This window comes from Aminivibrio sp., from assembly GCF_016756745.1.
GTDB lineage: Bacteria > Synergistota > Synergistia > Synergistales > Aminobacteriaceae > Aminivibrio.
Map to the genome: position 1 here is coordinate 1 of NZ_JAESIH010000050.1, position 24,594 is coordinate 24,594.

Annotated in this window: 32 protein-coding genes, 1 tRNA gene, 1 pseudogene and 1 other annotated feature; of the genes and pseudogenes, 30 read left to right on the forward strand and 4 right to left on the reverse strand. The window is 56.4% G+C overall.

The genetic code is table 11. The annotated features are described in order from the left end of the window. From tuf to JMJ95_RS07650, 12 genes and pseudogenes are all read left to right on the forward strand, one after another. Window positions 1-127: pseudogene (gene tuf / locus JMJ95_RS07595) on the forward strand (elongation factor Tu); the annotation flags it as partial. Window positions 128-152: 25 nt separating this feature from the next. Beyond that, a complete protein-coding gene (rpmG, locus tag JMJ95_RS07600) occupies window positions 153-302 on the forward strand; it encodes a 50S ribosomal protein L33 (protein WP_133958365.1) in 150 nt (49 codons plus the stop codon). A 21-nt stretch (window positions 303-323) separates the two neighbouring features. Further along, window positions 324-399, forward strand: a tRNA-Trp gene (locus JMJ95_RS07605). 40 nt (window positions 400-439) lie between these two features. Continuing rightward, window positions 440-622: a preprotein translocase subunit SecE gene (secE, locus tag JMJ95_RS07610; protein WP_290684204.1), complete on the forward strand. Its 183-nt coding sequence runs from the start codon at window positions 440-442 to the stop codon at window positions 620-622. 87 nt (window positions 623-709) lie between these two features. After that, on the forward strand, window positions 710-1,252 hold the full coding sequence (gene nusG, locus JMJ95_RS07615; RefSeq protein ID WP_290684206.1) for a transcription termination/antitermination protein NusG: 543 nt from the start codon (window positions 710-712) through the stop codon (window positions 1,250-1,252). A gap of 108 nt (window positions 1,253-1,360) precedes the next feature. Next, a complete protein-coding gene (gene rplK, locus JMJ95_RS07620; RefSeq protein WP_133958371.1) occupies window positions 1,361-1,786 on the forward strand; it encodes a 50S ribosomal protein L11 in 426 nt (141 codons plus the stop codon). 57 nt (window positions 1,787-1,843) lie between these two features. Next, window positions 1,844-2,554: a 50S ribosomal protein L1 gene (gene rplA, locus JMJ95_RS07625; protein ID WP_290684209.1), complete on the forward strand. Its 711-nt coding sequence runs from the start codon at window positions 1,844-1,846 to the stop codon at window positions 2,552-2,554. A gap of 22 nt (window positions 2,555-2,576) precedes the next feature. Continuing rightward, window positions 2,577-2,720 (forward strand) — a sequence feature (ribosomal protein L10 leader region). 19 nt (window positions 2,721-2,739) lie between these two features. Further along, entirely contained in the window at window positions 2,740-3,273 is a 534-nt protein-coding gene (gene rplJ, locus JMJ95_RS07630) for a 50S ribosomal protein L10 (RefSeq protein ID WP_290684211.1), read from the forward strand. A gap of 63 nt (window positions 3,274-3,336) precedes the next feature. Continuing rightward, window positions 3,337-3,717: a 50S ribosomal protein L7/L12 gene (gene rplL, locus JMJ95_RS07635; protein WP_290684213.1), complete on the forward strand. Its 381-nt coding sequence runs from the start codon at window positions 3,337-3,339 to the stop codon at window positions 3,715-3,717. 84 nt (window positions 3,718-3,801) lie between these two features. Further along, entirely contained in the window at window positions 3,802-4,647 is an 846-nt protein-coding gene (locus tag JMJ95_RS07640; protein WP_290684215.1) for an amidohydrolase family protein, read from the forward strand. Next, complete coding sequence (locus tag JMJ95_RS07645; RefSeq protein ID WP_290684217.1) at window positions 4,628-5,176, forward strand: MarR family transcriptional regulator; 549 nt, start codon at window positions 4,628-4,630, stop codon at window positions 5,174-5,176. Before JMJ95_RS07640 ends, JMJ95_RS07645 begins: the two co-directional genes overlap by 20 nt. Continuing rightward, window positions 5,173-5,769: a nitroreductase family protein gene (locus tag JMJ95_RS07650; RefSeq protein WP_290684219.1), complete on the forward strand. Its 597-nt coding sequence runs from the start codon at window positions 5,173-5,175 to the stop codon at window positions 5,767-5,769. The genes JMJ95_RS07645 and JMJ95_RS07650 overlap by 4 nt, the downstream gene beginning before the upstream one ends. A gap of 56 nt (window positions 5,770-5,825) precedes the next feature. Here JMJ95_RS07650 and JMJ95_RS07655 read toward each other — a convergent pair whose 3' ends face one another. After that, on the reverse strand, window positions 5,826-6,311 hold the full coding sequence (locus JMJ95_RS07655) for a hypothetical protein (protein WP_290684221.1): 486 nt from the start codon (window positions 6,309-6,311) through the stop codon (window positions 5,826-5,828). A gap of 331 nt (window positions 6,312-6,642) precedes the next feature. Here JMJ95_RS07655 and JMJ95_RS07660 point away from each other — a divergent pair, with 331 nt between their 5' ends. Beyond that, window positions 6,643-7,545: a cation diffusion facilitator family transporter gene (locus JMJ95_RS07660; RefSeq protein ID WP_290684223.1), complete on the forward strand. Its 903-nt coding sequence runs from the start codon at window positions 6,643-6,645 to the stop codon at window positions 7,543-7,545. A gap of 90 nt (window positions 7,546-7,635) precedes the next feature. Continuing rightward, complete coding sequence (locus JMJ95_RS07665) at window positions 7,636-9,324, forward strand: glutamine--tRNA ligase/YqeY domain fusion protein (protein ID WP_290684225.1); 1,689 nt, start codon at window positions 7,636-7,638, stop codon at window positions 9,322-9,324. 35 nt (window positions 9,325-9,359) lie between these two features. Here JMJ95_RS07665 and JMJ95_RS07670 read toward each other — a convergent pair whose 3' ends face one another. Then, window positions 9,360-9,815, reverse strand: a complete 456-nt coding sequence (locus JMJ95_RS07670) for a hypothetical protein (RefSeq protein ID WP_290684227.1) — start codon at window positions 9,813-9,815, stop codon at window positions 9,360-9,362. A 227-nt stretch (window positions 9,816-10,042) separates the two neighbouring features. Between JMJ95_RS07670 and JMJ95_RS07675 the strand changes: the two genes are divergently transcribed. Then, window positions 10,043-11,518 (forward strand): zinc-ribbon domain-containing protein, encoded by a 1,476-nt coding sequence (locus tag JMJ95_RS07675; RefSeq protein WP_290684229.1) that lies wholly within the window; start codon window positions 10,043-10,045, stop codon window positions 11,516-11,518. 14 nt (window positions 11,519-11,532) lie between these two features. Continuing rightward, entirely contained in the window at window positions 11,533-13,503 is a 1,971-nt protein-coding gene (locus JMJ95_RS07680) for a YgiQ family radical SAM protein (protein WP_290684293.1), read from the forward strand. Here the strand turns inward: JMJ95_RS07680 and JMJ95_RS07685 are convergent. Next, a complete protein-coding gene (locus JMJ95_RS07685) occupies window positions 13,415-14,326 on the reverse strand; it encodes a DMT family transporter (protein WP_290684231.1) in 912 nt (303 codons plus the stop codon). The two genes, JMJ95_RS07680 and JMJ95_RS07685, sit on opposite strands and share 89 nt — an antisense overlap. A 437-nt stretch (window positions 14,327-14,763) precedes the next feature. On the opposite strand from JMJ95_RS07685, the gene JMJ95_RS07690 reads away from it, so the two are divergent. Genes JMJ95_RS07690 through JMJ95_RS07755 form a run of 14 tightly spaced genes read left to right on the forward strand, consistent with a single transcriptional unit; the run spans window position 14,764 to window position 23,091 of the window. Then, window positions 14,764-15,249, forward strand: coding sequence for a Na+/H+ antiporter subunit E (locus JMJ95_RS07690; RefSeq protein ID WP_290684233.1), 486 nt, complete (start codon window positions 14,764-14,766; stop codon window positions 15,247-15,249). Then, a complete protein-coding gene (locus JMJ95_RS07695) occupies window positions 15,246-15,506 on the forward strand; it encodes a monovalent cation/H+ antiporter complex subunit F (protein ID WP_290684235.1) in 261 nt (86 codons plus the stop codon). The genes JMJ95_RS07690 and JMJ95_RS07695 overlap by 4 nt, the downstream gene beginning before the upstream one ends. A 5-nt stretch (window positions 15,507-15,511) precedes the next feature. Continuing rightward, window positions 15,512-15,892, forward strand: coding sequence for a monovalent cation/H(+) antiporter subunit G (gene mnhG, locus JMJ95_RS07700; protein WP_290684237.1), 381 nt, complete (start codon window positions 15,512-15,514; stop codon window positions 15,890-15,892). Continuing rightward, the gene (locus JMJ95_RS07705) at window positions 15,892-16,155 is read left to right on the forward strand and encodes a hydrogenase subunit MbhD domain-containing protein (RefSeq protein ID WP_290684239.1); all 264 of its coding nucleotides are present in this window, start codon (window positions 15,892-15,894) and stop codon (window positions 16,153-16,155) included. The genes mnhG and JMJ95_RS07705 overlap by 1 nt, the downstream gene beginning before the upstream one ends. Continuing rightward, window positions 16,152-16,421 carry a hydrogen gas-evolving membrane-bound hydrogenase subunit E gene (gene mbhE / locus JMJ95_RS07710; protein ID WP_290684241.1) on the forward strand — a complete coding sequence of 90 codons (270 nt, stop codon included), beginning with the start codon at window positions 16,152-16,154 and terminating at the stop codon, window positions 16,419-16,421. The genes JMJ95_RS07705 and mbhE overlap by 4 nt, the downstream gene beginning before the upstream one ends. Next, window positions 16,421-16,894: an MnhB domain-containing protein gene (locus tag JMJ95_RS07715; RefSeq protein WP_290684243.1), complete on the forward strand. Its 474-nt coding sequence runs from the start codon at window positions 16,421-16,423 to the stop codon at window positions 16,892-16,894. Before mbhE ends, JMJ95_RS07715 begins: the two co-directional genes overlap by 1 nt. A gap of 20 nt (window positions 16,895-16,914) precedes the next feature. Continuing rightward, a complete protein-coding gene (locus JMJ95_RS07720; protein WP_290684245.1) occupies window positions 16,915-17,262 on the forward strand; it encodes a sodium:proton antiporter in 348 nt (115 codons plus the stop codon). Further along, window positions 17,259-18,824, forward strand: coding sequence for a proton-conducting transporter membrane subunit (locus tag JMJ95_RS07725; protein WP_290684247.1), 1,566 nt, complete (start codon window positions 17,259-17,261; stop codon window positions 18,822-18,824). Before JMJ95_RS07720 ends, JMJ95_RS07725 begins: the two co-directional genes overlap by 4 nt. Then, on the forward strand, window positions 18,824-19,162 hold the full coding sequence (locus tag JMJ95_RS07730) for a hydrogenase (RefSeq protein WP_290684249.1): 339 nt from the start codon (window positions 18,824-18,826) through the stop codon (window positions 19,160-19,162). The genes JMJ95_RS07725 and JMJ95_RS07730 overlap by 1 nt, the downstream gene beginning before the upstream one ends. A gap of 11 nt (window positions 19,163-19,173) precedes the next feature. Next, a complete protein-coding gene (locus JMJ95_RS07735; RefSeq protein ID WP_290684251.1) occupies window positions 19,174-19,638 on the forward strand; it encodes an NADH-quinone oxidoreductase subunit B family protein in 465 nt (154 codons plus the stop codon). Further along, entirely contained in the window at window positions 19,638-20,192 is a 555-nt protein-coding gene (locus JMJ95_RS07740; protein WP_290684253.1) for an NADH-quinone oxidoreductase subunit C, read from the forward strand. The genes JMJ95_RS07735 and JMJ95_RS07740 overlap by 1 nt, the downstream gene beginning before the upstream one ends. Window positions 20,193-20,203: 11 nt before the next feature. Then, window positions 20,204-21,439, forward strand: a complete 1,236-nt coding sequence (locus JMJ95_RS07745; RefSeq protein ID WP_290684255.1) for a nickel-dependent hydrogenase large subunit — start codon at window positions 20,204-20,206, stop codon at window positions 21,437-21,439. Continuing rightward, window positions 21,426-22,424 (forward strand): respiratory chain complex I subunit 1 family protein, encoded by a 999-nt coding sequence (locus JMJ95_RS07750; RefSeq protein ID WP_290684256.1) that lies wholly within the window; start codon window positions 21,426-21,428, stop codon window positions 22,422-22,424. The genes JMJ95_RS07745 and JMJ95_RS07750 overlap by 14 nt, the downstream gene beginning before the upstream one ends. A 16-nt stretch (window positions 22,425-22,440) precedes the next feature. After that, window positions 22,441-23,091 (forward strand): 4Fe-4S binding protein, encoded by a 651-nt coding sequence (locus JMJ95_RS07755; protein WP_290684258.1) that lies wholly within the window; start codon window positions 22,441-22,443, stop codon window positions 23,089-23,091. An 85-nt stretch (window positions 23,092-23,176) separates the two neighbouring features. Here the strand turns inward: JMJ95_RS07755 and gltX are convergent, their stop codons facing one another. Continuing rightward, a complete protein-coding gene (gltX, locus tag JMJ95_RS07760; protein ID WP_290684260.1) occupies window positions 23,177-24,502 on the reverse strand; it encodes a glutamate--tRNA ligase in 1,326 nt (441 codons plus the stop codon). Between the last annotated feature and the right edge of the window lie 92 nt (window positions 24,503-24,594).

Below are 24,594 nucleotides of genomic sequence, written 5' to 3' on the forward strand. Positions count from 1 at the left end.
GGGAGACAATGCGACGTTTGAAGTGGACCTGATCGTGCCTATCGCCATGGATCCGGGTCTTCGTTTTGCGGTGCGCGAAGGCGGCCATACGGTCGGCGCCGGCGTCGTCACCGAGATTCTTGAATAATTAAACTTCGAGGAGGCAACCATTTATGGCGGATATTGTCGGCCTGTCCTGCACCGAGTGCAAGAGGCGGAACTATACTACGACTGTAAATAAGAAGAAGCAGTCAAAGAAGCTGGAGCTCAATAAATTCTGCAAATGGTGCGGCAAGCACACCTTGCACAAAGAAGGCAAGTAGTGTAAAATACACTCTGCTCGCAGGTCCGTAGCTCAATTGGCAGAGCACTGGTCTCCAAAACCGGGGGTTGCAGGTTCGAGTCCTGCCGGGCCTGCCATTTTTTTATTGTCAATGAAAAAAGATAGGAGGCCGAGGTTGTGGAAAATATCCTCACCTTCGTAAGAGAAGCCCGAGCCGAACTGAAAAAGGTAACATGGCCAGGAAAAAAGCAGGTGTGGTATTCCACGCTGGTGGTAATTGCTTTCACCCTTTTTGTCTCCGCCTACCTCGGACTCGTGGACATGCTTTTAACGGGAATTTTATCGCGTCTTATCAGATAATGTACGCTGCCGGTCCAGGCAGTTGCGTTCCAGGATCATTTCAAAGATCGGCAGGGAGGTGAGGGGGCCGCGAGACCCCCTTCATGTATGGATAGCATCGAAGAACGCCGCTGGTATATAGTTCAGACATACTCAGGATACGAGAACCGCGTTAAGGCGAATCTAGAACAGAGAATCGCCACTATGGGCATGGAAGACAGGATTTTTTCCGTCCTTGTGCCTGTGGAAGAGCGTGTGTCCGTCAAGGACGGGAAAAGCAAGAAAGTAACACGAAAGCTTTTTCCCAGCTATGTTCTCGTGGAAATGCGTCTTAATGACCAGTCGTGGTATGTGGTGCGCCATACACCCGGTGTCACCGGGTTCGTAGGTTCCGGAAACCATCCTATTCCCCTCACCGAGAGAGAAGTCCGGGAAATTATGGGCAAGGTGGGTAAGGAGCAGGCGAAGCCCAAAATTGAACTGAACCTTCGCATCGGCGACGTCATCAAGGTCAAGAGCGGCCCCTTCGAAGGCCAGGTCGGACCTGTGATCGAGGTGCTTCCTGAAAAGGGCAAGGTGAAGTTCGCCGTCACTGTCTTCGGACGGGAAACGGCAGTGGAAACGGACTATACGGAGCTTGAGAAGCTCTAGCTATATATTTAACGCGAAAGAGGCGCCTGATTGGGAGGCAAGAGAGTTCTTGGCTCCTCTTTTCCCTGTTCGGATGCCGCTTTCAGTAACGAGAGGAGATCTTGAGGAATGGCAAAAAAAGTAATTGGGCAGATCAAGCTGCAGTTGCCTGCAGGAAAGGCTACACCGGCTCCTCCTGTGGGACCTGCCCTTGGTCAGCACGGAGTGAACATTATGGAGTTCGTGAAGCAGTTCAACGCAAAGACCGCCGATCAGGCTGGACTTATCATTCCGGCAGTAATAACGGTTTATGCGGACAGAAGCTTCACCTTCATACTGAAGACTCCCCCGGCAAGCGTGCTTTTGAAGAAGGCGGCCGGACTCGAGGCTGCATCGGGTGAACCGAACAAGAAGAAGGTGGCGACCCTCAACCGGGCCAAGGTCCGGGAGATAGCCGAGCTGAAGAAAGAGGACCTCAACTCCTACGACGTGGAAGCAGCGATGCGAATGGTCGAAGGAACCGCACGGTCCATGGGAATCGACATCGTCGATTAGTACCGAAGAAATTCGTGGGAGGCCTTCGGGCTGTTTGACCACCGGGAGGGAAAAGCAATGGCAAAGATAAGCAAGAGAATGAAGGCGGCGGTGGAAAAGATTGAAAAGGGTAAACTTTATTCAATAAAGGAAGCTATCGCTCTTTTCAAGGAAACCGCCACGGCGAAGTTTGACGAGTCCATCGAAGTTCACATCCGCCTCGGGGTCGACCCCAGGCACGCTGACCAGCAGGTCCGGAGCACTGTTGTTCTTCCCCACGGTACGGGCATTACCAAGAGAGTGCTTGTTCTTGCCCAGGGCGAGAAAGTGAAAGAAGCTGAAGAGGCCGGAGCCGATTTTGTGGGCGGTGAAGATCTTGTAGCGAAGATCTCCGGCGGATGGCTCGATTTTGATGCCGTCATCGCGACACCGGACATGATGAAGTCCGTGGGCCGCCTCGGAAAACTTCTCGGTCCAAGAGGCCTTATGCCCAGCGCCAAGACCGGTACGGTAACATTCGAGCTCAGCGATGCGGTAAAGGAGATCAAGGCAGGCCGCGTGGAGTTCCGGGTCGACAAGTTCGGAATCGTTCACAACGGCGCCGGCAAGAAGAGCTTTACGGAAGAGCAGCTTTATGATAACGTTAAGACGCTTTTCCAGGCGGTACTGAAGGCTCGTCCCGCTTCCGTCAAGGGAACCTACGTCAAGAGTTTTTCAATAGCTTCTTCCATGGGACCCGGAATCAGGATTGATCCTGCGGCCGCCCAGAAGGAAATGGGCGGCGAATAGATTTCGTTCCAGGCGCCTGACAACAGAAATACCACGCGAACTGCAGACAGCGGGTCCCATCAGAGGACAATGGATTCGTTCCGCCCGCCGAGGTTCCGGCTTAAATGCGGCTGTGAAGCTGTTTTTTATCCCGGGCCCGGTGTGCCCGGGATTTTTTTAATGCAATGAGGCAAGGAGGTGAGTACATGCCGGCACAAGTAAAATTTGAACAGGTTGAAGAACTTCGTGAAAGGCTGTCGAAGACCCAGGCGGTCTTCGTGGCTGAATACCGCGGAATGACCGTTGCCCAGATCACCGCTCTTCGGGCCCAGGTCCGCGCCGCTGGCGGCGAAATGAAGGTGGCCAAGAACACCCTCATGAAGATCGCCATGGAGCAGGAAGGGCTTACTGCTTTTCCTGATGAGATGGCTTACGGCCCTAACGTCTTCGCACTTGCCTACGGTGACCCCGTAGCGGTGGCCAAGGCACTCCGTGATTTTTCCAAGGAAAGGACCAACAAGTCTTTCGTTCTCAAGGGAGGCGCCCTGGGCCATTCCATTCTGGGAGCCGACCAGGTCAGCGCCCTTGCCGATCTTCCCAGCAAGGACGTCCTTATCGGACAGGTTGTTCGTACAATCGCAGCACCGATTTCCGGGTTCCTTTCGGTGCTCAACGGTCCCATTCGAGGACTGGCGACCTGCCTCAACCAGATCAAGGAAAAGAAGGAACAGGCTGCATAGCGGCGTAAGTCCGCGCCAAAACACCCATAAATTGCTGATACATATCCAAGGAGGATAAACAGAATGACCCGTGATGAAATGATTCAGGCTATTGAAACTATGACAGTTCTTGAGCTTTCCGAGCTTGTGAAAGCTCTTGAGGACAAATTTGGCGTGTCCGCTTCCGCTCCTGCGATGGCTATGCCCATGATGGCCATGCCCGGTGCGCCCGCTGCCGCCGTTGAAGAAGAGAAGACCGAGTTCGACGTGGTCTACAAGGCACCCGGCGCAAACAAGATCAACGTGATCAAGGTTGTCCGCGAGCTTACCGGCCTTGGCCTGAAGGAAGCCAAGGAACTCGTCGACAATCCTCCCAAGGCAGTCAAGGAAGGCGTCTCCAAGGAAGAAGCCGAAGAGGTAAAGAAGAAGCTTGTCGAGGCCGGCGCAGAAGTCGAAGTCAAGTAGTTTCTCTTTTCCGGTTTTCAGATATACTGAAGGCGACGCGTCCGTAGCGCCGCCTTCTTTTTACCCTATTGCCGGAGGTTTGCCATGATCGTCGACTGCCATGTCCATGTGTACCCGCCCGAAGTCATCCGGGATGCGAAAAAAATTGCCCGGACAGAGGAGCATTTTGCCCTTCTCATAGGGGGGAAGGTCCATAAATGGGCTGCGGCCGAAGATGTGGTGGAGCAAATGGACAGGGACGGGGTCGATGTTTCATGGATTTTCGGTTTTGCCTTCAAGGATCCGGGGCTGTGTGCACTGTGCAATGACTATGTCATCGAAGCGGTGCGAAAGTTTCCCGCTCGTTTCCGCGGCCTCGCGGTGGTTCCGCCGATGGCTCGGGGAAGTGACCGCGAGATCCTCCGGTGCAGGGAGGCGGGGCTTGTGGGCATAGGAGAGATTTTTCCCCAGGGACAGAACCTCGACATTGCGGATATCAGGCAAACCTGGCGCCTCGCTGGAGCCGCCCATGAGCTTGATATGTTCCTTATGTTCCATTCAGCGGAGCCGGTCGGTCATGACTATGCCGGCAAGGGCAACGTAGGCCCCAGGGAGGCGGCGGAATTCTGCGTCCATCATCCCGAGACCCGGGTGATTTTCGCCCATTTCGGAGGTGGGTTGTGGATGTACGAACTCATGCCCGAGATGAAGCTCTACCTTTCAAACGCCCGGTATGATTCCGCTGCGTGGCCCTGGCTCTACGAGCCCGCAGTTCTTTCCTCAATGGCTGCATCGGGTGTCGATGACAAGATTCTCTACGGTTCCGACTTCCCCATACTTTCCTTCCCGCGGTACAAAAAACTCCTTGATGCTTCCGGCGTCTCAGATGAGGCCTCAGCTCAATTTCTTTCAGGAAACGCCCTTTCCTTTCTTGGAGAGAATCGGAGATAGGCTACGACATCTGACAGAGAGCCAAGGGATTGAGGGAAAATCAGGGGCCTTGACAAAGGTTAGATGTCGAACTAATATTATTGCCATGGATAACATACAGCAGATCATCCGTCGTATCGGCGGAATCCATGATTCAATACACCGTTTCATCTCCGGATATATTGAGGAATGCGAGAAGGAATGTCTTGTACCTTCCCACGGAGAGCTCCTTACGGCCCTTTTTTCAGGCAGGGAGTTTACCATGGGAGACATTGCCCGAGAGATAGGGAAAACAAAGCCCACGGTCACCGTGCTTGTGGAAAAGCTTGTCCGATGCGGGTACGTCACCAGGGAAAGGGATGCCCGGGACGGCCGGGTTTCGTATATTCGGCTCACCGAAAAAGGCTGGGGGCTCAAGCCCGTTTTGGAAGATATCCTGAGTTCCCTCGAAAAGAGGTTTTTTTCAGGTTTTACTGTGCAGGAAAAGGACAGTCTGGAGAATATGCTGCTCCGGATTGAAGAAAATTCGAAGGAGGAGAAGAGAGTATGAAGGATTTTTTTGCGGCGGTGAAGGATCGGAGGACGTACTACGGTATTTCCAAGGCGAGCCCTGTTTCTGACGACAGGATAAAGGAGATAATTCGCTTCGCGGTGAAGCATGTTCCTTCGGCGTTCAATTCCCAGAGCGGAAGGGCGGTGCTCCTCCTCGGAAAATCCCACGACGATTTCTGGTCCATGGTGAAGGAATCCCTCAGGAAGATCGTCCCCGCGGACAAGTTTGCCCCCACGGAGGAAAAGATCGACGGGTTCGGAAACGGATACGGTACTGTGCTCTTTTTCGAGGACACGGGGCCGGTTAAAAATCTGCAGGAACAGTTCCCCGTCTATGCCGCCAATTTCCCTGTGTGGTCCGACCATGCGTCGGGGATGCTTCAGTATATTGTCTGGGCAGGGCTTGAGTCCGAGGGATTCGGAGCTTCGCTGCAGCATTACGCTCCGGTTGTGGAAGAGGATGTCCGAAAGAAATGGGACATCCCAGCCGAGTGGCGGCTGATAGCCCAGATGCCCTTCGGTGTTCCCGTCGCTGACCCCGGAGAAAAGGAGTTTCTTCCGCTGGATGACCGGGTTTGGATACGGGAGTGACGGGACCGCGGCATTGAAAAGCCCCGCGTCTCTGAAGACGCGGGGCTTTTTTCGGTTCAGGACTGGAAGAGCCCTCCAAGGACCGACTGCAGTGCTTCCCGGATATTCTTCTCGTTGCCCCTGAGACTGAAGGTGAGTTTGCCTCCTGTATGCTCCACCACAAGGCTGTATTCGAAGACATTCATCTCCTGATTCTTGTCGTAGACGAGTTTTTTGACCATGCGGACGGATCGGACCCGGGAGAGAGGTATGGCAATGGACTCCTTTCCCCGGGCAGCTATTTCTTCTACCGGCATGTCCCAATAATTCCTGACGTAATCATACCCGGAAGAAAGAACGGCTCCCCAGCGGCCGAAGAACCCTTTCCCTTCGGCTTTTGCTTTTGCAGCCGCTTCTTTCGCGAATGCCGAGGTTTCCTTCGGGTCTTCGTGGACGAAGAGCATCCTATCATCCGTTACAACGAGGGTGTAGACCGTATAACTGAACCAGCCGGTCTTTCTGCTCAGTGACGGCACGACTGCCCGGACTTTCTCTTCACTCATGGAGATCCCTCCCTGGAAAAAATTGCTTTTACATTACCCTAAAGTGTCGGAATCCGCCACAGGAATCCGCAGCCTAGACCTAAATCCGCAGGCTTTTCAGGCAGAGGGGGTGTCGCCGGGCATACGGAATTCCCCCTCCCCAGGGGCGAAGAGATCCCGCTCCGCGCTCTTTGCGGAGATATCCCCTCAGGCACCCTCCCGCCCAAGGGTGCGCCGGTGACGCTCCCCGCTGGGGTGCGGATTTAGGGCGGAAATTCTTGACTTGGCCGGCGAAAGGCTCATAATGGAAAAAAAGATGCCGACGGCTGTACGAAGATGAAGGAGAATTGAAATGGAGAGAAATGACGAAGCAAGACGAATAACCTTTCTGGGGCTCGTGATCAATCTTTTTCTTACAGCAGGGAAGTACTTTGCGGGCTATTTCGGCAGGAGTTCTGCCATGATCGCCGATGCTACCCATTCCCTGTCCGACCTGCTGACCGATCTCATAGTGTACTTCGGGCTCTCGGCGGCGGGGAAGCCTGCCGATTCCCACCACCCTTACGGTCACGGCAAGATCGAAGCCGTCCTTTCGGCCGTGTGCGGGATCTCTCTGCTTCTTGCGGCGGGAGGAATCTTCTTCTCCGGAGCTGCGCGGATTTGGTCTTTCCTGGTGAGGGGCGCGGAAATGCCCGGTCCCGGAATGATCGCCCTTGCAGCCGCTGCAGTTTCCGTTCTGCTGAAGGAATGGCTCTTCCGGTACACCATCGAGGGAGGGAGGAGGCTTCAGAGCAGCGCGTTGATTGCCAAGGCATGGGACCATAGGTCCGACGCCCTCTCCTCTGTGGGTACGCTGGTTGGAATTGCCGGGGCCTTTTTCGGAGGTGAACGGTGGCGTGTTCTCGACCCCTTGGCCGCCCTGGTGGTGAGCGTCTTCATCGTGACCGCGGCACTGCCCATCCTGAGGGACAGCCTTGACGAGCTCATCGAGGCTGCTCTCCCGGGGGAGCTTGAAAAGGAGCTCCAGTCCGCAATCGTTTCCGTGCCGGAGGTTCGTTCTTTCCACAAGCTGAAGACCCGAAGGATAGGAAGCTCCATTGCCGTGGACGTGCATATTCAGATGAACGGGGCCCTGTCTCTCAGCGAAGCCCATGAAATATCCCGGAGGGTTGAACATGAGATCTGGGAGATTTTCGGCCATGACGCCCATATTTCCCTCCACATGGAACCCGCCTCGCAGGCGGCGGGCCGGTAAGTTTTACGTTTTTGTCCTGTCTGCGCAAAAACAGAAAGTCGAAGCACTGTTCATTCCATTTCCCGCCAAGCAAAGGAGCGTTTTGAATTGATGGAAACCCAGTCCGCAAAAGGCCCTCATTTTATTGAACAGATCATCCTGGATGACCTGAAAAACGGTGTGGTGAAGGAAATCCGCACCCGTTTCCCTCCAGAGCCGAACGGATATCTCCATATCGGTCACGCCAAGTCCATCTGCCTGAACTTCGGTCTTGCGGAGCAGTTCGGGGGGACGTGCAATCTTCGTTTTGACGATACGAACCCAGCCAAGGAAGAGACGGAATACGTGGAGTCCATCATGCGGGATGTCCAGTGGCTCGGTTTCCGGTGGCACAAGCTGTGCTTCGCCTCAGATTACTTTCACCGGTTCCACGAATGGGCCCTCGAGCTGATCCGCACAGGAAAAGCCTACGTGGACCACCAGTCAGCCGACGAAATCCGGGAGACCCGGGGAACCCTCACTGCCCCTGGAAAAGAGTCTCCGTACAGAAACCGTACCGTGGACGAAAACCTGGCCCTTTTCGAAAGTATGAGACGGGGAGATTTCGAGGACGGCACCTGCGTCCTCCGGGCGAAGATCGACATGGGCCACCCCAACCTGAACATGAGAGACCCGGTGCTGTACCGCATTCTTCACAGACGCCACTTCCGGTCCGGGGACGAGTGGTGCATCTATCCCATGTATGATTTTGCCCACGGATACGAGGACGCCATCGAGGGAGTCACCCATTCCATCTGCACCCTCGAGTTCGAGGATCACAGACCCCTTTACGAGTGGCTGCTGGACAATGTTTCCGTTCCCTGCAAACCGAGGCAGTTCGAGTTCGCCCGGCTGAACCTCACCTATACGGTGATGAGCAAGCGTCTTCTGCTTACCCTGGTGAACGAAAAAATCGTCTCGGGCTGGGATGACCCGAGAATGCCTACCATCAGCGGCATACGCCGCAGGGGGTACACTCCCTCGGCTCTTCGTCGGTTCTGCCAGGAAATCGGCGTGTCAAAGTCCAACAGTATGGTGGACATCGAATTTCTGCAGTACATCATCCGGGAAGAGCTGAATTTGGAGGCCCGGCGGGCCATGGCGGTACTCAATCCTTTGAAGGTGGTCATAGAGAACTACCCTGAAGGACAAACCGAAATGCTCGAGGCGGAGAACAACCCGGAAAAGCCGGAGGACGGAACCAGACAGATACCCTTCTCCCGGGAGATTTTCATTGAACGGGACGATTTTATGGAAAACCCGCCGAAGAAATTCTTCCGTCTCTCTCCGGGAATGGAAGTGCGACTGAAGCACGCCTACCTTGTCACATGCACCGGCGTGATTAAAAAGGCGGATGGGGAAATCGTCGAACTACGCTGTACCTACGATCCCCGGAGCCGCGGCGGGGAGGCTCCCGACGGAAGGCGGGTCAAAGGCACCCTTCACTGGGTTTCGGTTCCTCATGCTGTGAAGGCGGAGGTTCGCCTGTATGACAACCTGTTCACCCTGCGGGACATGTCAGCCATGGAAGAGGGAAAAACCTTTCGGGATTACCTGAACCCCGATTCCCTGAAAGTGCTGGAGAACTGTTTCGTGGAGCCCGGGCCGGCAAAAGCCGGACCGTTGGAGACGTTCCAGTTCCTGCGACAGGGATATTTCTGTGTCGACCCTGATTCCACCCCGGAAAGACCGGTATTCAACCGCACCGTTGCCTTGAAGGATTCCTGGGCGAAGTTGGTGCGGAAAGAGCAGGCGGAATAATGAGGAACGGGAGGGGAAAATCCCCCTCCCGTTTTTTAAAGCGTCAGCTGTTTGATGTCCTCCAGCACCGTTTCTCCTTTGACCTTTTTTGCTTTCCCTCCTCCGATTTTTTCGCCCTTTGCCCCCACCTTCGCTTTGACGGACTGGTGTTGTTCCGAGGGCCTGAATACTGCTTTCAGAAGTACCGTGAGACCGGAGTAATTTGGTTTCTTCGGCAGATCGACCATTGCAAAAAAGTGATTGGAATTTACCCTGACCTTCACGGCAAACTTCTTGTTTCCTGGCCCGGAGGACCACGGAAGCCGGATGTCGAGGTGAACCATGGACCCCGGAGGAAGGTCGGTTTCTCCCCGGATGTGCAGCTTGTGTCCCTTGACCGCGATTTCCTTGAGCTCCAGGGCGGAGAACAAGGACGCCTCGGCCGAAGAGAAGGAAACGGCGGGGAAAACTGCGAGAAGAAACAGCGCTGTAATAAGCAGTATTTTCCTCATGAAAACACCTCCCTAAAAAATGTAATCTCTTTCTTTATTTTCCGTTCAGTTCCGGAAAAAGGAAAGGGGAAAATGCCTGTTTCCCTCCTGGAGAAAAGCAGGCATTTTCTCCATTTACGGAGAAGTGCTGAGGGGCGGGAAGAAGAGAAGTGCTACAATAAAAATTAGCATACTATGCGATTTCCTATGGGAAATCTTCGGAAATGCGTAGAGGAGGTTCGCCCGATATGGTTGGATACGATGAAAACGGCTTTTCCCCAAGCGGAGAGGACAGTGGAAGAAAATGCCCCGAGTGCGGCGAAGAGGTGAACGGAAAATTCCGGTTCTGCCCGGCATGCGGAACGGCAATTCCTGTTCCTGAAGTTCCGGCCCAGGAGCCTCTTCATCCCAGCACGGCGGTACCTCGTCAGGAACCGCCTTCCAGGGGGCAGTCCATTCCGCGCCGCGGCGCCAGGTTTGCCGTCAATGGAAACGAGCCGGAGCCGGGAAGACGGTTCAGGCCCAACGCTGACAGAACGGAGGCGAGTTTCCGGGAGTTTAACGCCGTGGCCCGGCCGAGGCGGCGAAGGGGCAACCGAAAGAGTACCCTTCCTCTTATCTTTGCCCTTCTTTTATTTTTGGCTTCCATCGGCGGAGGGGTGTACTGGTTCCTCCGACAGGGGGAAGATTTGCCCCTGGATGCCGTGGAGTGGGAGCCGGAGAAAACTTCCTCTGCACCTGGTCCGGCCCCGGAGGAGCCGTCACCTGCCGGTACCCGGACGGCTGAAAATCCCGAGGGGACTGCAGAAGTCCCGGGAGAGACAGTGCAGCCGGCCGGCCCTACGGCTTCTACTCCTGTGCCTTTTGCGTCCGCCGTTCCCGGTGAAATTCCCGAGGTCACCCTACCGACCCGGGGAATCGTCATCGGTTCCAGCGTCAATCTACGCACTTCTCACACCATTGAAAGTCCCGTGGCGGGAAGAGTCTCTGCCGGAAACAGGCTCGAGGTTCTCGAATCCTGGACTCCTGACGACAGTGCCGAAGCAGTTACCCTCTCGGACGTCGAGTTGACCGCGCCGGACGGAAAGAAAGTCAAGGTTGCACGCGGGAGGGGCGTTACGGTGACCGGTCTTCCCGACGCTTCGGGGATGGTGAAAGTGATCCTGCCCGAGGACAGGAACAAGGTGGTATACAGTGTATCATCCTCGTCTTTGAGTGATCCCCAGGCATGGCCCTGGTATAGGGTGAAGCCCCAGGGAGGCGGAAAGGAAGGCTGGATCTTCGGCAAATTCCTGACCGTGCTGGATACCCGTGAAGAATCGCTGTCCGTGCTGTATCTCGAAAGGGTCCTTACTTCCTACGGCACCACGAAGGAGCAGATCCAGGAGGTGCTGGGAAAACCTCAGAAAACCTCGGCCCGCAAGGTAAAGACTTCCGAGGGGGAGGGTACCGAGACCACCCTCACGTTCAGCGGCGGAACCTTTGTTGTCTATGAGGGACCGGGCGGCCCTGAAGTGAAGAAAATAATCCTCACATCGGCGAAGTATCCCCTTGACGGGGGCCTTGCCGTTGGAATGGAGAGACGGCAGGTCCTTTCTCTCCTGGGCCACCCGAACGATCTTGTAAAGGGAGAGGAAATCTACAGGGCCAGCAAGACCACAGGCATCAGGATAAAATACGGAAACTACAGGGTGAAATCAGTGACCGCCGGGGTGCTCAATTGACAGACCTTTCGACTATGTCGGTCCCGCCCGTTCCCGGAACTTCCTTCTTCCCCGTGAGCAGGGAAGAAATGGAGGCAAGAGGTTGGGCGGGGCTCGATTTTCTTCTGATCAGCGGAGATGCCTACGTGGATCATCCGAGCTTCGGACCGGCTGTCATCGCCAGGGTTCTCGAAAGCAGAGGGTTCAGGGTGGGCATTCTCCCCCAGCCGGACTGGAGGAGCAGGGAACCCTTCCTCGCCATGGGGCGTCCCAGGCTCGCCGCCCTAGTGACAGCGGGGAACCTTGATTCCATGCTCAATAGGCTTACCGCTTCGAAAAAAAGCAGGAGCCGGGACAGCTATTCTCCGGGAGGAAAGGCAGGCCTGCGTCCCGACAGGGCGACCATCGTCTACGGCAGCCGGGTACGGGAATGCTGGAAGGATATCCCGCTGATCATCGGCGGTGTAGAAGCGAGCCTTCGCCGGTTTGCCCATTACGATTACTGGTCCGATGAAGTCCGTCGGTCCGTCCTCGTAGACAGCGGGGCGGATCTCCTGGTGTACGGAATGGGAGAAAAACAGATCGCCGGGATTGCCGCTCTTCTCGACCGGGGTGTGCCCGTGGAGAAGATCCGTTCCGTTCGGGGAACCATGTACCGGTCCTCCGCTTATCCTGAAGACGGAAAGACGGTGGAGGTTCCTTCCTGGGAGGAAGTCTCCTCGGACAGGAAGAAGTTTGCGGAAGCCTTCAGGCTCCAGTATCCCGAGCAGGACCCCTTCCACGGGAAAGCGGTCGCCCAGCGCTTCGGGACTGTCTGGGCCATCCAGAACCCCCCTCCCCGTCCCCTGACCATGGATGAAATGGACGAGATTTACGGCTATCCCTATACCAGGACCTACCATCCCATGTACGAGAAGGATGGAGGCGTACCGGCCATCGAGGAAGTCCGCTTCAGTCTCACGAGCCACAGGGGGTGTTTCGGGAGCTGTTCTTTCTGTGCCATACACTACCACCAGGGAAGAATCATCCAGGCGAGAAGCCACGGTTCCCTGGTGGAAGAAGCGCGGCTCCTTACCACTCTGCCCGATTTCAAGGGGTATATTCACGATGTTGGAGGGCCCACGGCGAACTTTCGCATTCCTGCCTGCGATGAGCAGCTCGTCCGGGGTGCCTGCAGGGGCCGTCAGTGCCTGTTCCCCTCTCCCTGTCCGAAGCTCCGGGCAGACCACAGCGACTATCTCGAACTGCTCGGAAAGCTCCGGGCCCTGGCGGGGGTAAAAAAAGTCTTCATCAGGTCGGGAATTCGTTTTGATTACCTCATGGCGGACAAAAAGACGCCGTTCCTGGAGGAACTGTGTGCCCACCACGTGAGCGGACAGCTCAAGGTGGCGCCGGAACACGTATCGCCGGCTGTTCTGTCGGTGATGGGGAAGCCCGGCTGCGAAGTGTACGGGAAGTTCATGGAGGCGTACGCCGAGGTGAACAGAAAGCTGGGGAAGAAGCAGTATCTGGTTCCCTACTTCATTTCTTCCCATCCGGGAGCGGATCTGAAGGATGCGGTGCGGCTGGCCGAGTATCTGCGGGACATCAGGTTCCAGCCCGAACAGGTCCAGGATTTCATCCCAACGCCGGGGAGCCTGTCCACCTGCATATATTACACTGGGATGGACCCGTTTTCGGGGAAGAAGGTTCACGTACCGAAGGACAGGAATGAACGGAAAATGCAGCGGGCTCTTCTGCAGTACCGGGAGCCGAAGAACAGAGAGACCGTCATCCGGGCACTGAAGGCTGCGGGGAGGTCGGACCTTGTTGGTGAGGGGCCCCGCTGTCTCGTCAGGGAGCAACATAAAGAAACCCGCCGGGGGAAGGAGTCCTCTTCAGCGGGGAGAAGCGCACAAAAGATGCGGGCAGGAAAACCTACGGCTTCTCCCCGGCCGGGAGACAGCCGGAAAGCGCCCTCACGAGGGCCGGGCCGGTCTCCGTCAGAAGGACGGCGGCCAGGATAAGGGCGCAGCCCGCAGCCATCCTCGGCGTGAAGACCTCGCCAAGAAAATAGATTCCCGCAAGGGCACCGAAGACCGACTCCAGGCTCAGTATGATGGCCGTATGGGTTGAAGGCGTGAATTTCTGGGCCACGTTCTGAACGGCGAAGGCGAAAACGGTGCAGAAGAGCACCGTAAAGGCGATACTCCACAAACCGGACCCGCCGTTAAAGCCGGGCCATGTCTCGAAGGCCAGGGCGAAGGGAAAACTGAGGAGACCGACCATGAAAATCTGGACAATGGCCAGGATCACAGGGTCGGTTTTTGCGGCGAAGTGTTCTATGGCCAGTATGTGGCAGGCGAAAAAGACGGCGCACACCAGCGTAAGGGTGTCCCCCGCGCCGACTGCCGAGCCCTCCTGAAGGGTGAGCATCGCCATACCGGCCAGGCAGACGGCCGACGCCACGAAGGAGAGAAGCCCGGGAAACCGCTTCCTGAAGACCCAGGAGAGCAGTGGAACGATGACCACGTAGGTGGCGGTGAGAAAGGCCTGTTTCCCGGGCGTGGTGAAGTTCAGGCCGAGAGTCTGGGTGGAAAACCCGAGAAAGAGAAAGACTCCGATGATCGCTCCCGCCTTTATGTCTGCGGGGGAGACACCGGCGAGTCTTTTCCGGAACAGTGCGGCCATGAGCGCAGCCCCGGAACCGAAACGGAGCGTTAGCAGCCAGAACGTCGGGTAGCTTTCGAGAGCATCCTTCATCGCCACGAAGCCGAGCCCCCAGAAGAGGGCGACCAGCATCAGGGAAATATCCGCGAGAAACGTTTTCAAACCTGCAGAAAGAGCCATGTTTTTCACTCCCATAGGAAATAACTCGGGAGAGTATACCACTTCCCAGCCTGGGTGTAAGGAAGTTTCGCAATTCGTTTGCGTTTTAGATTAACCTAAACCCGCAGTTTTTCCAGGCGGAGAAAGTGGCGCCGGGCATAAGGTGAATTCGCCCTCCCCGGGGGCGAGAAACCGGCATGGATGTCGATTTCGCAGGCAGACAACCGGCGAACGCAGAGAGCCGCGGGACTCGCCCGGGCAGTTGTCACGAACGACAATCAGCACCCCCCCGCCCAAGCGTTCCCCGGTGACGCTCCCCGCTGAGGTGCGGATTTAGGGATATTAACTTTCATTTACAATGAATCGAACCGTAGTATAATGTATCCGATGTTTTTTTCGCTCTCCGGGTCTCCGGAAATTTATCATAGTTCATTATCTTAAGACTGGAGGTGGAGCATGTGTTCATTTTCATTGCCTCGTTTCTGATGTATCTTCTCCTCGTGTGGTCCGGAGGGGGCATTCCGCTGGTTGAAGTGCTCATCGGGCTTCTCGTGGCGGGAGTTGTCACCTATGCCTACACCACATGGCATCCGGGGAGGAAACTCAGCAGACGGGGACTCGAGCCCAAACGCTGGCTCGACTTTGTGACCTATCTTTTCGGGCCCTTTGCCCTCGGCATGGCGAAGGCGAACATCGATGTAGCGATACGGGTCATCACCGGAAACATTCGGCCCGGCATCGTCAGGGTGAACCCCGGATTGAACAGCGATGTCGCCAAGACGGTGCTGGCGAATTCCATCACGCTTACGCCGGGGACGCTCACCGTGGATGTGGACGATGCGGGGGAATTTTACATCCACTGGATCTACGTGGAGGACGAAAATCCTTCGGAGGAGCAGTTGTACGGAAAATTCGCCCTCTGGGCAAGGAGGTTGGCTGAATGACGGTCCATATCGTATTGTTTACTGCGGCGGTCATTGGTATCCTTGCCTTCGGCGTTTTCGGACGTCTCATCGCCGGACCGACGGTCCCCGACAGGGTGGTTGCCCTGGACACTCTGAACACCCTTGTGGTGGGGCTCATGATGCTTCTTGCCGTGGTCTTCGACTCGGTGGTCATGGTGGATGTGGCCATAGTCTATGCGGGACTTTCCTTCGTGGGAACCATGTTTATCGCTCGGTACATCGAAGGGGAGGTGTAGGCTCAGTGTTTTATATTTTCTTTTTACCGTTGATTTTTCTTTCTCTGCTGGTAAGCCTGACTTTCAACTCTCTAGGAACCTTCTCCCTCTACCGTTTCCCTGATGTGTACACCAGACTCCACGGTGCGACGAAGTGCACCACCTTTGGTACTATCTTCATTGCTGTGGCGGTAGTGCTGTATTCCCTCGGCAGACTGCTCCAGACAGGAGAGGCCCGTTTTGTAGTGCTGGCAATCCACACCATCGTGGCGATGTTTGTCCTTCTCGTGACAAACGCCACTGGAGCCCACGCCATCGCCAGGGCGGCTCACCGCAGCGGCGTTTTGCCTGCGAAGGCCGTGGTGGACAGACTTGAAGAGAGTCGCGAAGGAGGGGAATCCCGGTAATGAATACGGTGCTGCACCTTGCCATTCTGACTGTCTTGGCTCTGGCGGCTTTTTTTGCCCTGTGGTTCAAGGATCTTATTTCCGCGGTCATATCTTTCGCCGTTTTCAGCTTGATGATGGCGCTGGAGTTCTATTTTCTGAAGGCTCCGGACGTGGCCATTGCCGAAGCTGCCATCGGGGCCGGCCTGAGCACCACCATCTTTATCATCACTCTTCGGGCCTGCGGCCGGTTGAAGAGGCGCGAAGGAGGGCAGCGGCGATGAAAAAGACCCTTTTTGTTGTGGCGGCCATTCTCCTGGGCGCCTTGGTTCTGGGCGCAGCGGACAATGTCCATCCTTTCGGCGACCCCGGAAAGGCTCCCATGGATGACTTCTTTCTGGCGGATTCCCTGCCTAACCGCTCTGCGGAAAACATCGTCACCGCCGTGGTGTTCGATTACAGGGGATTCGACACTATCGGCGAGGCTGCGGTTTTGTTTACCGCTCTCTGCTCGATTTCGGTTCTTTTCAGGGAAGGGAGAAAAAAATAATGAATCCGCTTTCCATAGTGGTCCGCACTGTCTGTGACCTATTTGCGTGGTTCATGATCGTCTTCGGGGTGAACGTGCTTGTCCACGGATACATGACCCCGGGAGGCGGCTTCCAGGGAGGAGCCATTACGGCAACCTTCATGGCCTTCCTGCTGGTGGCCTATGGAGGCAGGAAGGTGCTGGGATGGGCGAAGAATGCACTCTACGACCTGTTCGAGGAAATCGGACTCCTGGCCTTCCTGCTTCTGGCCCTGTGGGGGTTTCCCAACTCTTTCTTCTACAACTCCTTCGTGAAGCCTTTTGTGGGCGGCGAAGGGATGATTGTCCCCGAATGCGGCACCATCGCCCTCATGTCCATCGCCGTTGGACTTGAGGTGGTCGGTGCTCTTTCCCTGATCATTCTGACAATGTTCAGGGGAATCAGGATGTTCCAGGGTTCGTCCCTGGAGATGGAAATCGGCCATGACCGATAAAAAAAAGGAGGAGTTTGGCCGTGATTGCTAACGCGCCTTTTTTCCTGGTCGGTCTTCTTTTTTTGGCCGGCCTGGTGACGATCTTCATGGAAAAAAACCTCATCAAGATCGCCATCGCAATCGGCATCATCAGTTCAGCGGTCAACCTGTTTCTTGTCGCCTTGGGGTACCGTGCCGGAGGAACAATTCCCATTCACTATCTCGCCGGTGAGGGAACGGTCATGGTGCTTCCGACACCCCAGGCAATGACCCTGACCGCCATCGTCATCGCCCTGGCCACCACGGCTCTGCTTCTGTCCATCATTATACTTCTCTACCGGCATTACGGGACCCTTAATGTGGACGAAATAAGGAGGCTGAGAGGATGAACTGGAGCGATCACCTTCCCGCGCTGTTGCTGATTGTCCCTCTCTTCGGTGCCTTTATCGCCCCTCTCGTCTCCAAGGCGGGGAAAACAGCGAGAAACGTTCTCTTGGCAGGACTTTCCTCTTTGGTCCTTGTTATCGCTCTTCTGCTCTGGAGGCATGTTCTCGCCGGAGGAACGGCCGTCTACGTGATGGGCGGAGAAAGTTTCAATCTTACCCTGCCCTCGGGCATGGCCCTTCCAATCCGAATCATCATGGAGGTGGACTCCTTCAGCGCCTTCATGGCTGTATGCGGCGCCATCGCCTCCCTTGCCGGAGCGCTTTTCTCCATGAACTACATGGAGAAATTCACGGGCCTGGGCCGCTTCGTCTCCCTCTACTTCCTTCTCACCCTCGGCATGCTGGGCATGATGGTGACGGGAGACCTTTTCAACTTCTTCATATTCATAGAGATTTCTTCCATCGCCACCTTCGGCCTGGTAGCCTTTTGGCGCGACAGAGCGGAGGCGGTGGAGGCAAGCTTCAAATACGCCCTCATCTCGCAAGTGAGCTCCATGGTCTTCCTGATCGCGGCGGGCTGCCTGTACGGCAAATACAATGCCCTGAACATGGCGGCCATCGGCAGCCTGCTCAAGTTCGGCCTCATGGAGAAGCTGGCCCTGGTCTTCCTTATAGGCACGCTGGCCATGAAGTGCGGTTCTTTCCCCATGCATATGTGGCTTCCGGATGCTTATGCCGAAGCACCCACAGGGGTGACCTGCCTGCTGGTGGCGGTAAGCCAGGCCTCGCTCTACGGTCTGATGAGAGTATGCTTCTCCATCTACGGAGTGGCCATGGGCAGCACCTTCGTTCCCTGGATGATCATCATCTTTGGCCTCGCCTCCATGTTCTTCGGCGTCTCCATGGCGGTGGTCCAGCATGATATCAAAAGGTTGATGGGATACCATTCCGTTTCCCAGGTGGGGTATATGCTCCTGGGCCTTGGAGTGGGACTTCTCGTCCTCGGCGACGCCCGCAGCATGGCCGATTACGGCTTCACCGCCATCAAGGGCGGCGTGTTCCACATCTTCAACTACACGATGTACAAGGCCCTTCTCTTCCTTGCCGCAGGCGCGGTTTATTACGCCACAGGCAAGAGGGATCTCAATGAACTCGGCGGGCTTGCAAGGAAGATGCCCTATACCACCTTTATGTTCGTCATAGCGGCGGCGGCCATCTCCGGACTTCCCCCCTTCAACGGGTTCGTCTCCAAGCTGTTTATCTACGAGTCGTCCTTCGCCGTTCACCCGTCTCTTGCCGTGGTAGCTATCATGACCTCCGTCCTTACCCTGGCGTCCTTCGTCAAGGTCTTCCAGACGGCGTTCCTCGGCCCCGAGAAGAACAGTCTTCTCCATGTCCGGGAAGTTCCTCCCGCCATGCTGGCAGGAATGGCGGTACTGACGGTCGCCGTTCTCGGCGCCACCCTGTTCCCCTCCTGGACTCTTTCCAACCTTGTGGAGCCGGCGGCCAGGGCTCTCGTTGACCAGGGCGGATACATCGGCGCCATCATGGGAGGTGGAATGTGATGGGAAAGGTTTATACCGGATTCGGCTACTGGGACGTAGGGGCGTGGATTCTCTTCTTCGCCGTGGCGGCCTTTTACATTCTCTGGCTGCGCGCCCAGGGCAGGTCTGATTTCAAAAAAGGTACCGACCAGGATGAAATCTACTGGTCAGGAAACGAGGTCCCCGAGGACGGGGCGGAACTTTCCGTTCCCGCTTCCTCCGCATATTGGGGCTACAGAAAGGCCCTTGAACCGTTTTACAAAGGGCTTCTCGGAATGCACACAGGCATAGCGACTGATATTCTGGGATATTACGTCCTTTCCGTCGCATTTATGGCCGTGTTCATTCTGCTGGTGTAGGAGGTCGGCCCATGTTGAAGCTCGAAAAATACCTGGAAATCCTGCCGAAATCTCTGTGGGTGACCACCTGCAATTCCGGTTCGTGCAACGGGTGTGACATCGAAATTGTTGCCACCATCAGCCCGAGGTACGACATCGAACGGCTCGGCATGAAGTTGGTGGGGACGCCCCGTCATGCGGACGTGCTGATCGTCACGGGTCCCGTGACAAAGTTCATGAAGGAAAAGCTTCTCAGGATTTACAACCAGATGCCTGACCCGAAGTCGGTCGTGGTTGTGGGAAACTGCGGAGCCTCCGGAGACGTGTTCTACAAATCCTATAATCTCGTAGGTCCGGTGGACAGGATCATTCCGGTGGATGTTTACGTCCACGGATGCCCGCCCCGGCCCGAAGCGATCATCGAAGGGGTAGCCAAGGCAGTGCTGAAGCTCGAACGCCTCAGGGGCGACCTTCAGAAAGCGGGTGAGGGGCAATAATGAGATTTCCTATGAATTCCGTGGACAATACCACGGTTGCAAAATCTTCGGCTGAAGTCGCGGACCGCATCCGTTCCGTCTTCGGGGAGGAAGCGGTACTCGAAGTCCGTGAGAGGAAAGCCGGAAAGGACGATACCGTGTGCCATCATGACATCTGGGCGAAGGTTGAAAAAGACCGTTTCCTTGATTTCGTGGACACCCTGGCCGAATTCGATTTTCCCCAGTTCCACATTATTTCCGGAAACGACGACGGGGACGTGGTGACTCTATACTATCACTTCACCCTTTTCCAGGTTGCCGGGAGACGGAACCGCATCGGCGTGGCCGTTGCCGTTCCGGTGGACAAGAAAGACCTCGTCATGCCGTCCCTTTTCTCTCGGATTCCCGGGGTGGAGTACAGCGAGCGGGAGACCCGCGAAATGTTCGGCGTGGACTTTGACGGCCTGCCGAACAAGGCTCTCGTCTTCCTTCCCGAGGATTGGGACGAGTCCATCAAGCCATGGCGCAGGGACGAGACCGGGCCTTCCGCGAACGACGTGCGGGAGCTTTCCTAGGAGGGGAAGTCATGGAGAAAAAATATACAGTTCCCATAGGTCCGGTGCATGTCGGCCTGAAAGAACCCGTTACCGCCTGGCTGGACCTCGAGGGCGAAAAGATCGTGGGCGCCACGGTCCGCCCCGGAGCAATCCACAGAGGAATCGAGTTCATGGCCAGGGACCGCAACCCGATCCAGGTTATCTATCTTTCGGAGCGCATCTGCGGCATCTGCTCTTTCAGCCACGTCATCGCGTTCCTGCGGGCCGTGGAAGATGCGGCTTCGGTCCCCGTGCCGCCGAGGGCTCAGTACATCCGCTCCCTTGTTCTTGAACTGGAACGGCTTCACTCCCATATGCTCTGGGCAGGCGTAGCGTGCTACACCATCGGGTTCGACTCCGCCTTCCACCTGGGCATGGCCCTCCGGGAAAAGGTCATGGACGTTCTCGAAGTCCTTTCCGGAAACCGGGTGAACTACGGTGTGGCCACCGTGGGCGGCGTCCGGTGGGATGTTACCCCCGAGCTCGCTAAGGCGGTAAAGCGGATGGTGAAGTACTACAAGCAGGAATTCGCTCCCTTCTACGACGTGGTCACCGCAGACCCCATCGCCAAGGCAAGGCTGCGGGACGTGGGCGTCCTTACCTACGAGGAGGCTATCCGCTACAGCGCCGTGGGCCCCACCGCGAGGGCGAGCGGTGTCCGGTGCGATCTCAGGGAGAGTTCTCCCTACGAAGCGTACGGCGACATCGGCGTCCGGGCCGTGGTTCCCCAGGATTACTACGGAAAGGCCTACGGCGATGTGTTCGACCGCTTTCTTGTCCGCGTCCACGAGGTCTACCAGTCTCTCGACATCATCGACAAGATCATGGCTGGTCTCCCTGAGGGGGACATCATGTGGGAGAAGAACCTGAACAAGGTTCTCGCATTCCTCAAAAAAGCCGAGGGCACCGGCTGGGCCTCCATTGAGGCGCCCCGGGGCGACGATACCCACGTGGTCCACCTCAAGGGCGGAGATGAAAACGTAACCTGGTGGAAGGTTCGGGCCCCTACATACGCCAACGCCGTTTCCTGGCCCCTCATGTTCCGGAATAACGAGCTTGCGGACGCGCCCCTCATTATCAACAGCATCGACCCCTGCATCTCCTGCATGGAGCGCATGCTGGTCACGGACAGCTCGACGGGAGCCCGGAAAGTGGTCACCCGGGCCGAGCTGCTGGAGAAGTGCAGAGAGAAAACAAGGAGGCTGATGCAGAATGGTGGTCGTTAGCCTTATTATGCGCCTCATTGCGGGCGCGGCGCTCATGCTCCTCGTGGCTGCCCTCGCCTTCCTTTTCGAGGGAGTGGACCGGGTGGTTCATGCCAGGATGCAGCGGAGGATCGGCCCCCCCGTTTTCCAGCCCTTCCTTGATCTGGTGAAGCTGATGGGAAAGGAAAACATCGTTCCCCGGCGGGCGGTGCCCTGGGCATTCAACGGCGCGCCCTGGGTAGCCGCTGCCACCATGCTGCTCGTGTTCCTCTACATACCCATCGGTTCACTTCCTCCCATCCTGGGCGGGGAAGGGGACATGATCCTCGTCATCTACCTGCTCGGCCTGTCCGGCGTTGCCATGGCCGTGGGCGGATTCGCCAGCGGAAACCCCATCGCCAACGTAGGCGCCCAGCGGGAAATGATCCTGATGATGAGCTACGAGCTTCCCCTGGCGGTGGTGGTCAGTACCCTCGCGTACGTCGCCTACAAGACCGGGATGCCGGGCGAGCCCTTCAGCCTTGAGACCTTTGCCGGGATGTCTGTGTGGGGCGTTGTGGGCAAAGTGGGCTTCCTGGGAATTTTCTGCCTCTTCCTCGCCCTTGTGCTTGTGGTCCCCGGCGAGACCGGCAAGGGACCCATGGACATCCCCGAGGCAAAAACGGAAATACTGGAAGGACTCGTTATCGAGTATTCCGGCACAAACCTCGCCATGTTCAAGATTACCTTCGCCCTGAGAGCGACTGCCATGGCGGCCATTATCACGGCCATTTTCTTCCCGTGGTCTCTCGGTTCCTTCCTCGGCTTCGGGAGCATTTTTCTCTATGCCCTCGATTTCCTCTGGTTCTGGGTGAAGGTCTTCGTGGTGCAGATCATTTTTGTCACCTTCATGCGGACGGCCTTCGGCCGGTTTAAGATCTGGCAGGCGTCCGAATTCTACCTGATCAAGGTTGCAGGCCTTTCCATCGCTGGAATGATCCTGGCATCCCTGGATCTGGTAATCTAGAAAGGGGGAGGAAAGAATGCTTAACCGGATGGCTCTGCTTCTGCTCAGGCAGGTCTGTGAAAAGACGGTGACAAACCCCTTCCCCGTGCAGGCAATGCCCGATTCACTTACGGACGCCCTTCAGGCGGCCCAGGACGGGGAGATTGAACTCAACCCGCCCGTGGAAACGACGGAACGATTCCGCGGGAGGGTGAACTACGACAAATCGGCATGCATCGGCTGCAAGCTCTGCATCAAGGTCTGTCCCGCGAACGCGACGGTCTTTCTTCCCGAAGAGAAGAAGATCCGGATCCACAACGATCGCTGCTGCTTCTGCGCTCAGTGCACCGAGATCTGCCCGGTGAAGTGCCTCACCATGTCGTCTGAATACCTCATCTCCTCCTACGACAGGAAGGCCCAGGTCACTACGGACACGGGCAAGCCCGGGCCGAAGGCCGGCGCCGCCGACGAGCCGGAGAAAAAGACGGTCTACAGGATTATGTCGGACAAGTGTATCGGCTGCACGAAATGTGCCAAAAACTGCCCCGTAGGCTGCATTTCCGGAAAGGTCAAGGAGTCTCACGTCATTGACGAATCGGCATGCATCGGCTGCGGGAAATGTGCCGAAGTCTGCCCGAAGGATGCCGTGGAGCCAGTGGAAGTCGACGTTCCTGCAGACGGGAAGTAAGCCGTCTGCAGGAACGGAAGGGAAAAAGGGAACGGACCGGGGGAAATTCCCGGTCCGTTCCCTTTTTCCCTTCCGGTGAGTTTTTCTAGCCTTCCGATCCGACGAATCCGAAATGGGCGAGGCGCTTCCGGCTTTCATCCCGACCGAGATGCTCCGCCACCTCGAAGACTCCGGGGCTGACCTTCATTCCGGTGAGAGCCATCCTCAGGGGCATAGCGATGTCCTTCATCTTGACGGAATGTTCTTTGCTCCACGTCCGTGCGAACTCTTCCAGGGGGTGGGCTTTCCATTCGGGAAGGGCGAGGAGTTCCCCGTAGAATTTCCGTAGGATCTCCCTTTTCGCTTCGTCCACATCCGAACCGTCATACCGGGCCTTTACCGTTTCAAAGGAAAGAAAATAATCCGAGTAGCCCGCAGCCTCTTTCGCAGTCTGTCCCCTTCCGCAGAGCACCACGAGAGACTGGGCAAGATATTCCCTGGAATGATCGTCTACGGGAAGTCCCATCTCTCTCCAGAAGGGTTCCACAAGCTCGAGTCTCGTGTAGGGATCGAGGCGCTTCATGTGTTCCTGGTTGATGAAGTTGAGTTTTTCCATGTCAAACACGGCGGGCCGCTTCGTCACCCTGGAAAGTTCAAAGAGGGCGACGGCTTCGTCCCGACTGAAAATTTCGTTGTTCTCCCCGGCAGACCAGCCGAGAAGGGCGAGAAAGTTGAAGACAGAGTCCGGCATGTAGCCCATATCACGGAACTCGTAGACGCTGGTCGCCCCGTGGCGTTTGGAGAGTTTTTTCTTGTCCTTCCCGAGGATCATGGGAAGATGCCCGAACGCGGGATAGTCCCATCCGAGGGCGTCATAGATAAGGAGTTGCTTGGGAGTGTTGGAAATATGGTCCTCGCCCCTGATGACGTGGGTGATCCCCATGCAGTGGTCGTCGATGACGACGGCGTAGTTGTAGGTCGGCATTCCGTCGCTTTTTATGAGAACCGTATCCTTCAGGGTTTCGCTCATGACCTCGATATGGCCGTAAACCACGTCGTCGAAGGCAAGTTTCACGCCTTCGGGGTTTTTGAAGATGACGGCATCTCCTTCCCTGTACGCTTTCCCTTCCTCGACGAGCTGATCTGCATACTTGTGGTACAAGGGAAGGCGCTCGGACTGTCTGTAGGGGCCGTAATCGCCTCCCGCGTCGGGGCCTTCGTCCCAGTCGAGGCCGAGCCAGCGCAAGCCTGACATGATTGTTTCCTCGAATTCCTTGGTGGACCGTTCCCGGTCGGTGTCCTCTATCCTGAGAATGAACCTTCCGCCCGTGTGGCGGGCCCACAGCCAGTTGAACAGGGCGGTGTGCCCTCCGCCGATGTGGAGCGCCCCCGTAGGGCTCGGAGCGAATCGTACCCTTACCGTATCCGTCATTTTCGTTCCTCCCTGACGTTGGATAGTGCAGAACTCTTTTGTGCATGAATCCCGACAATGGGTTATTATAACCCAGTCAGGCCGAAAAGGAC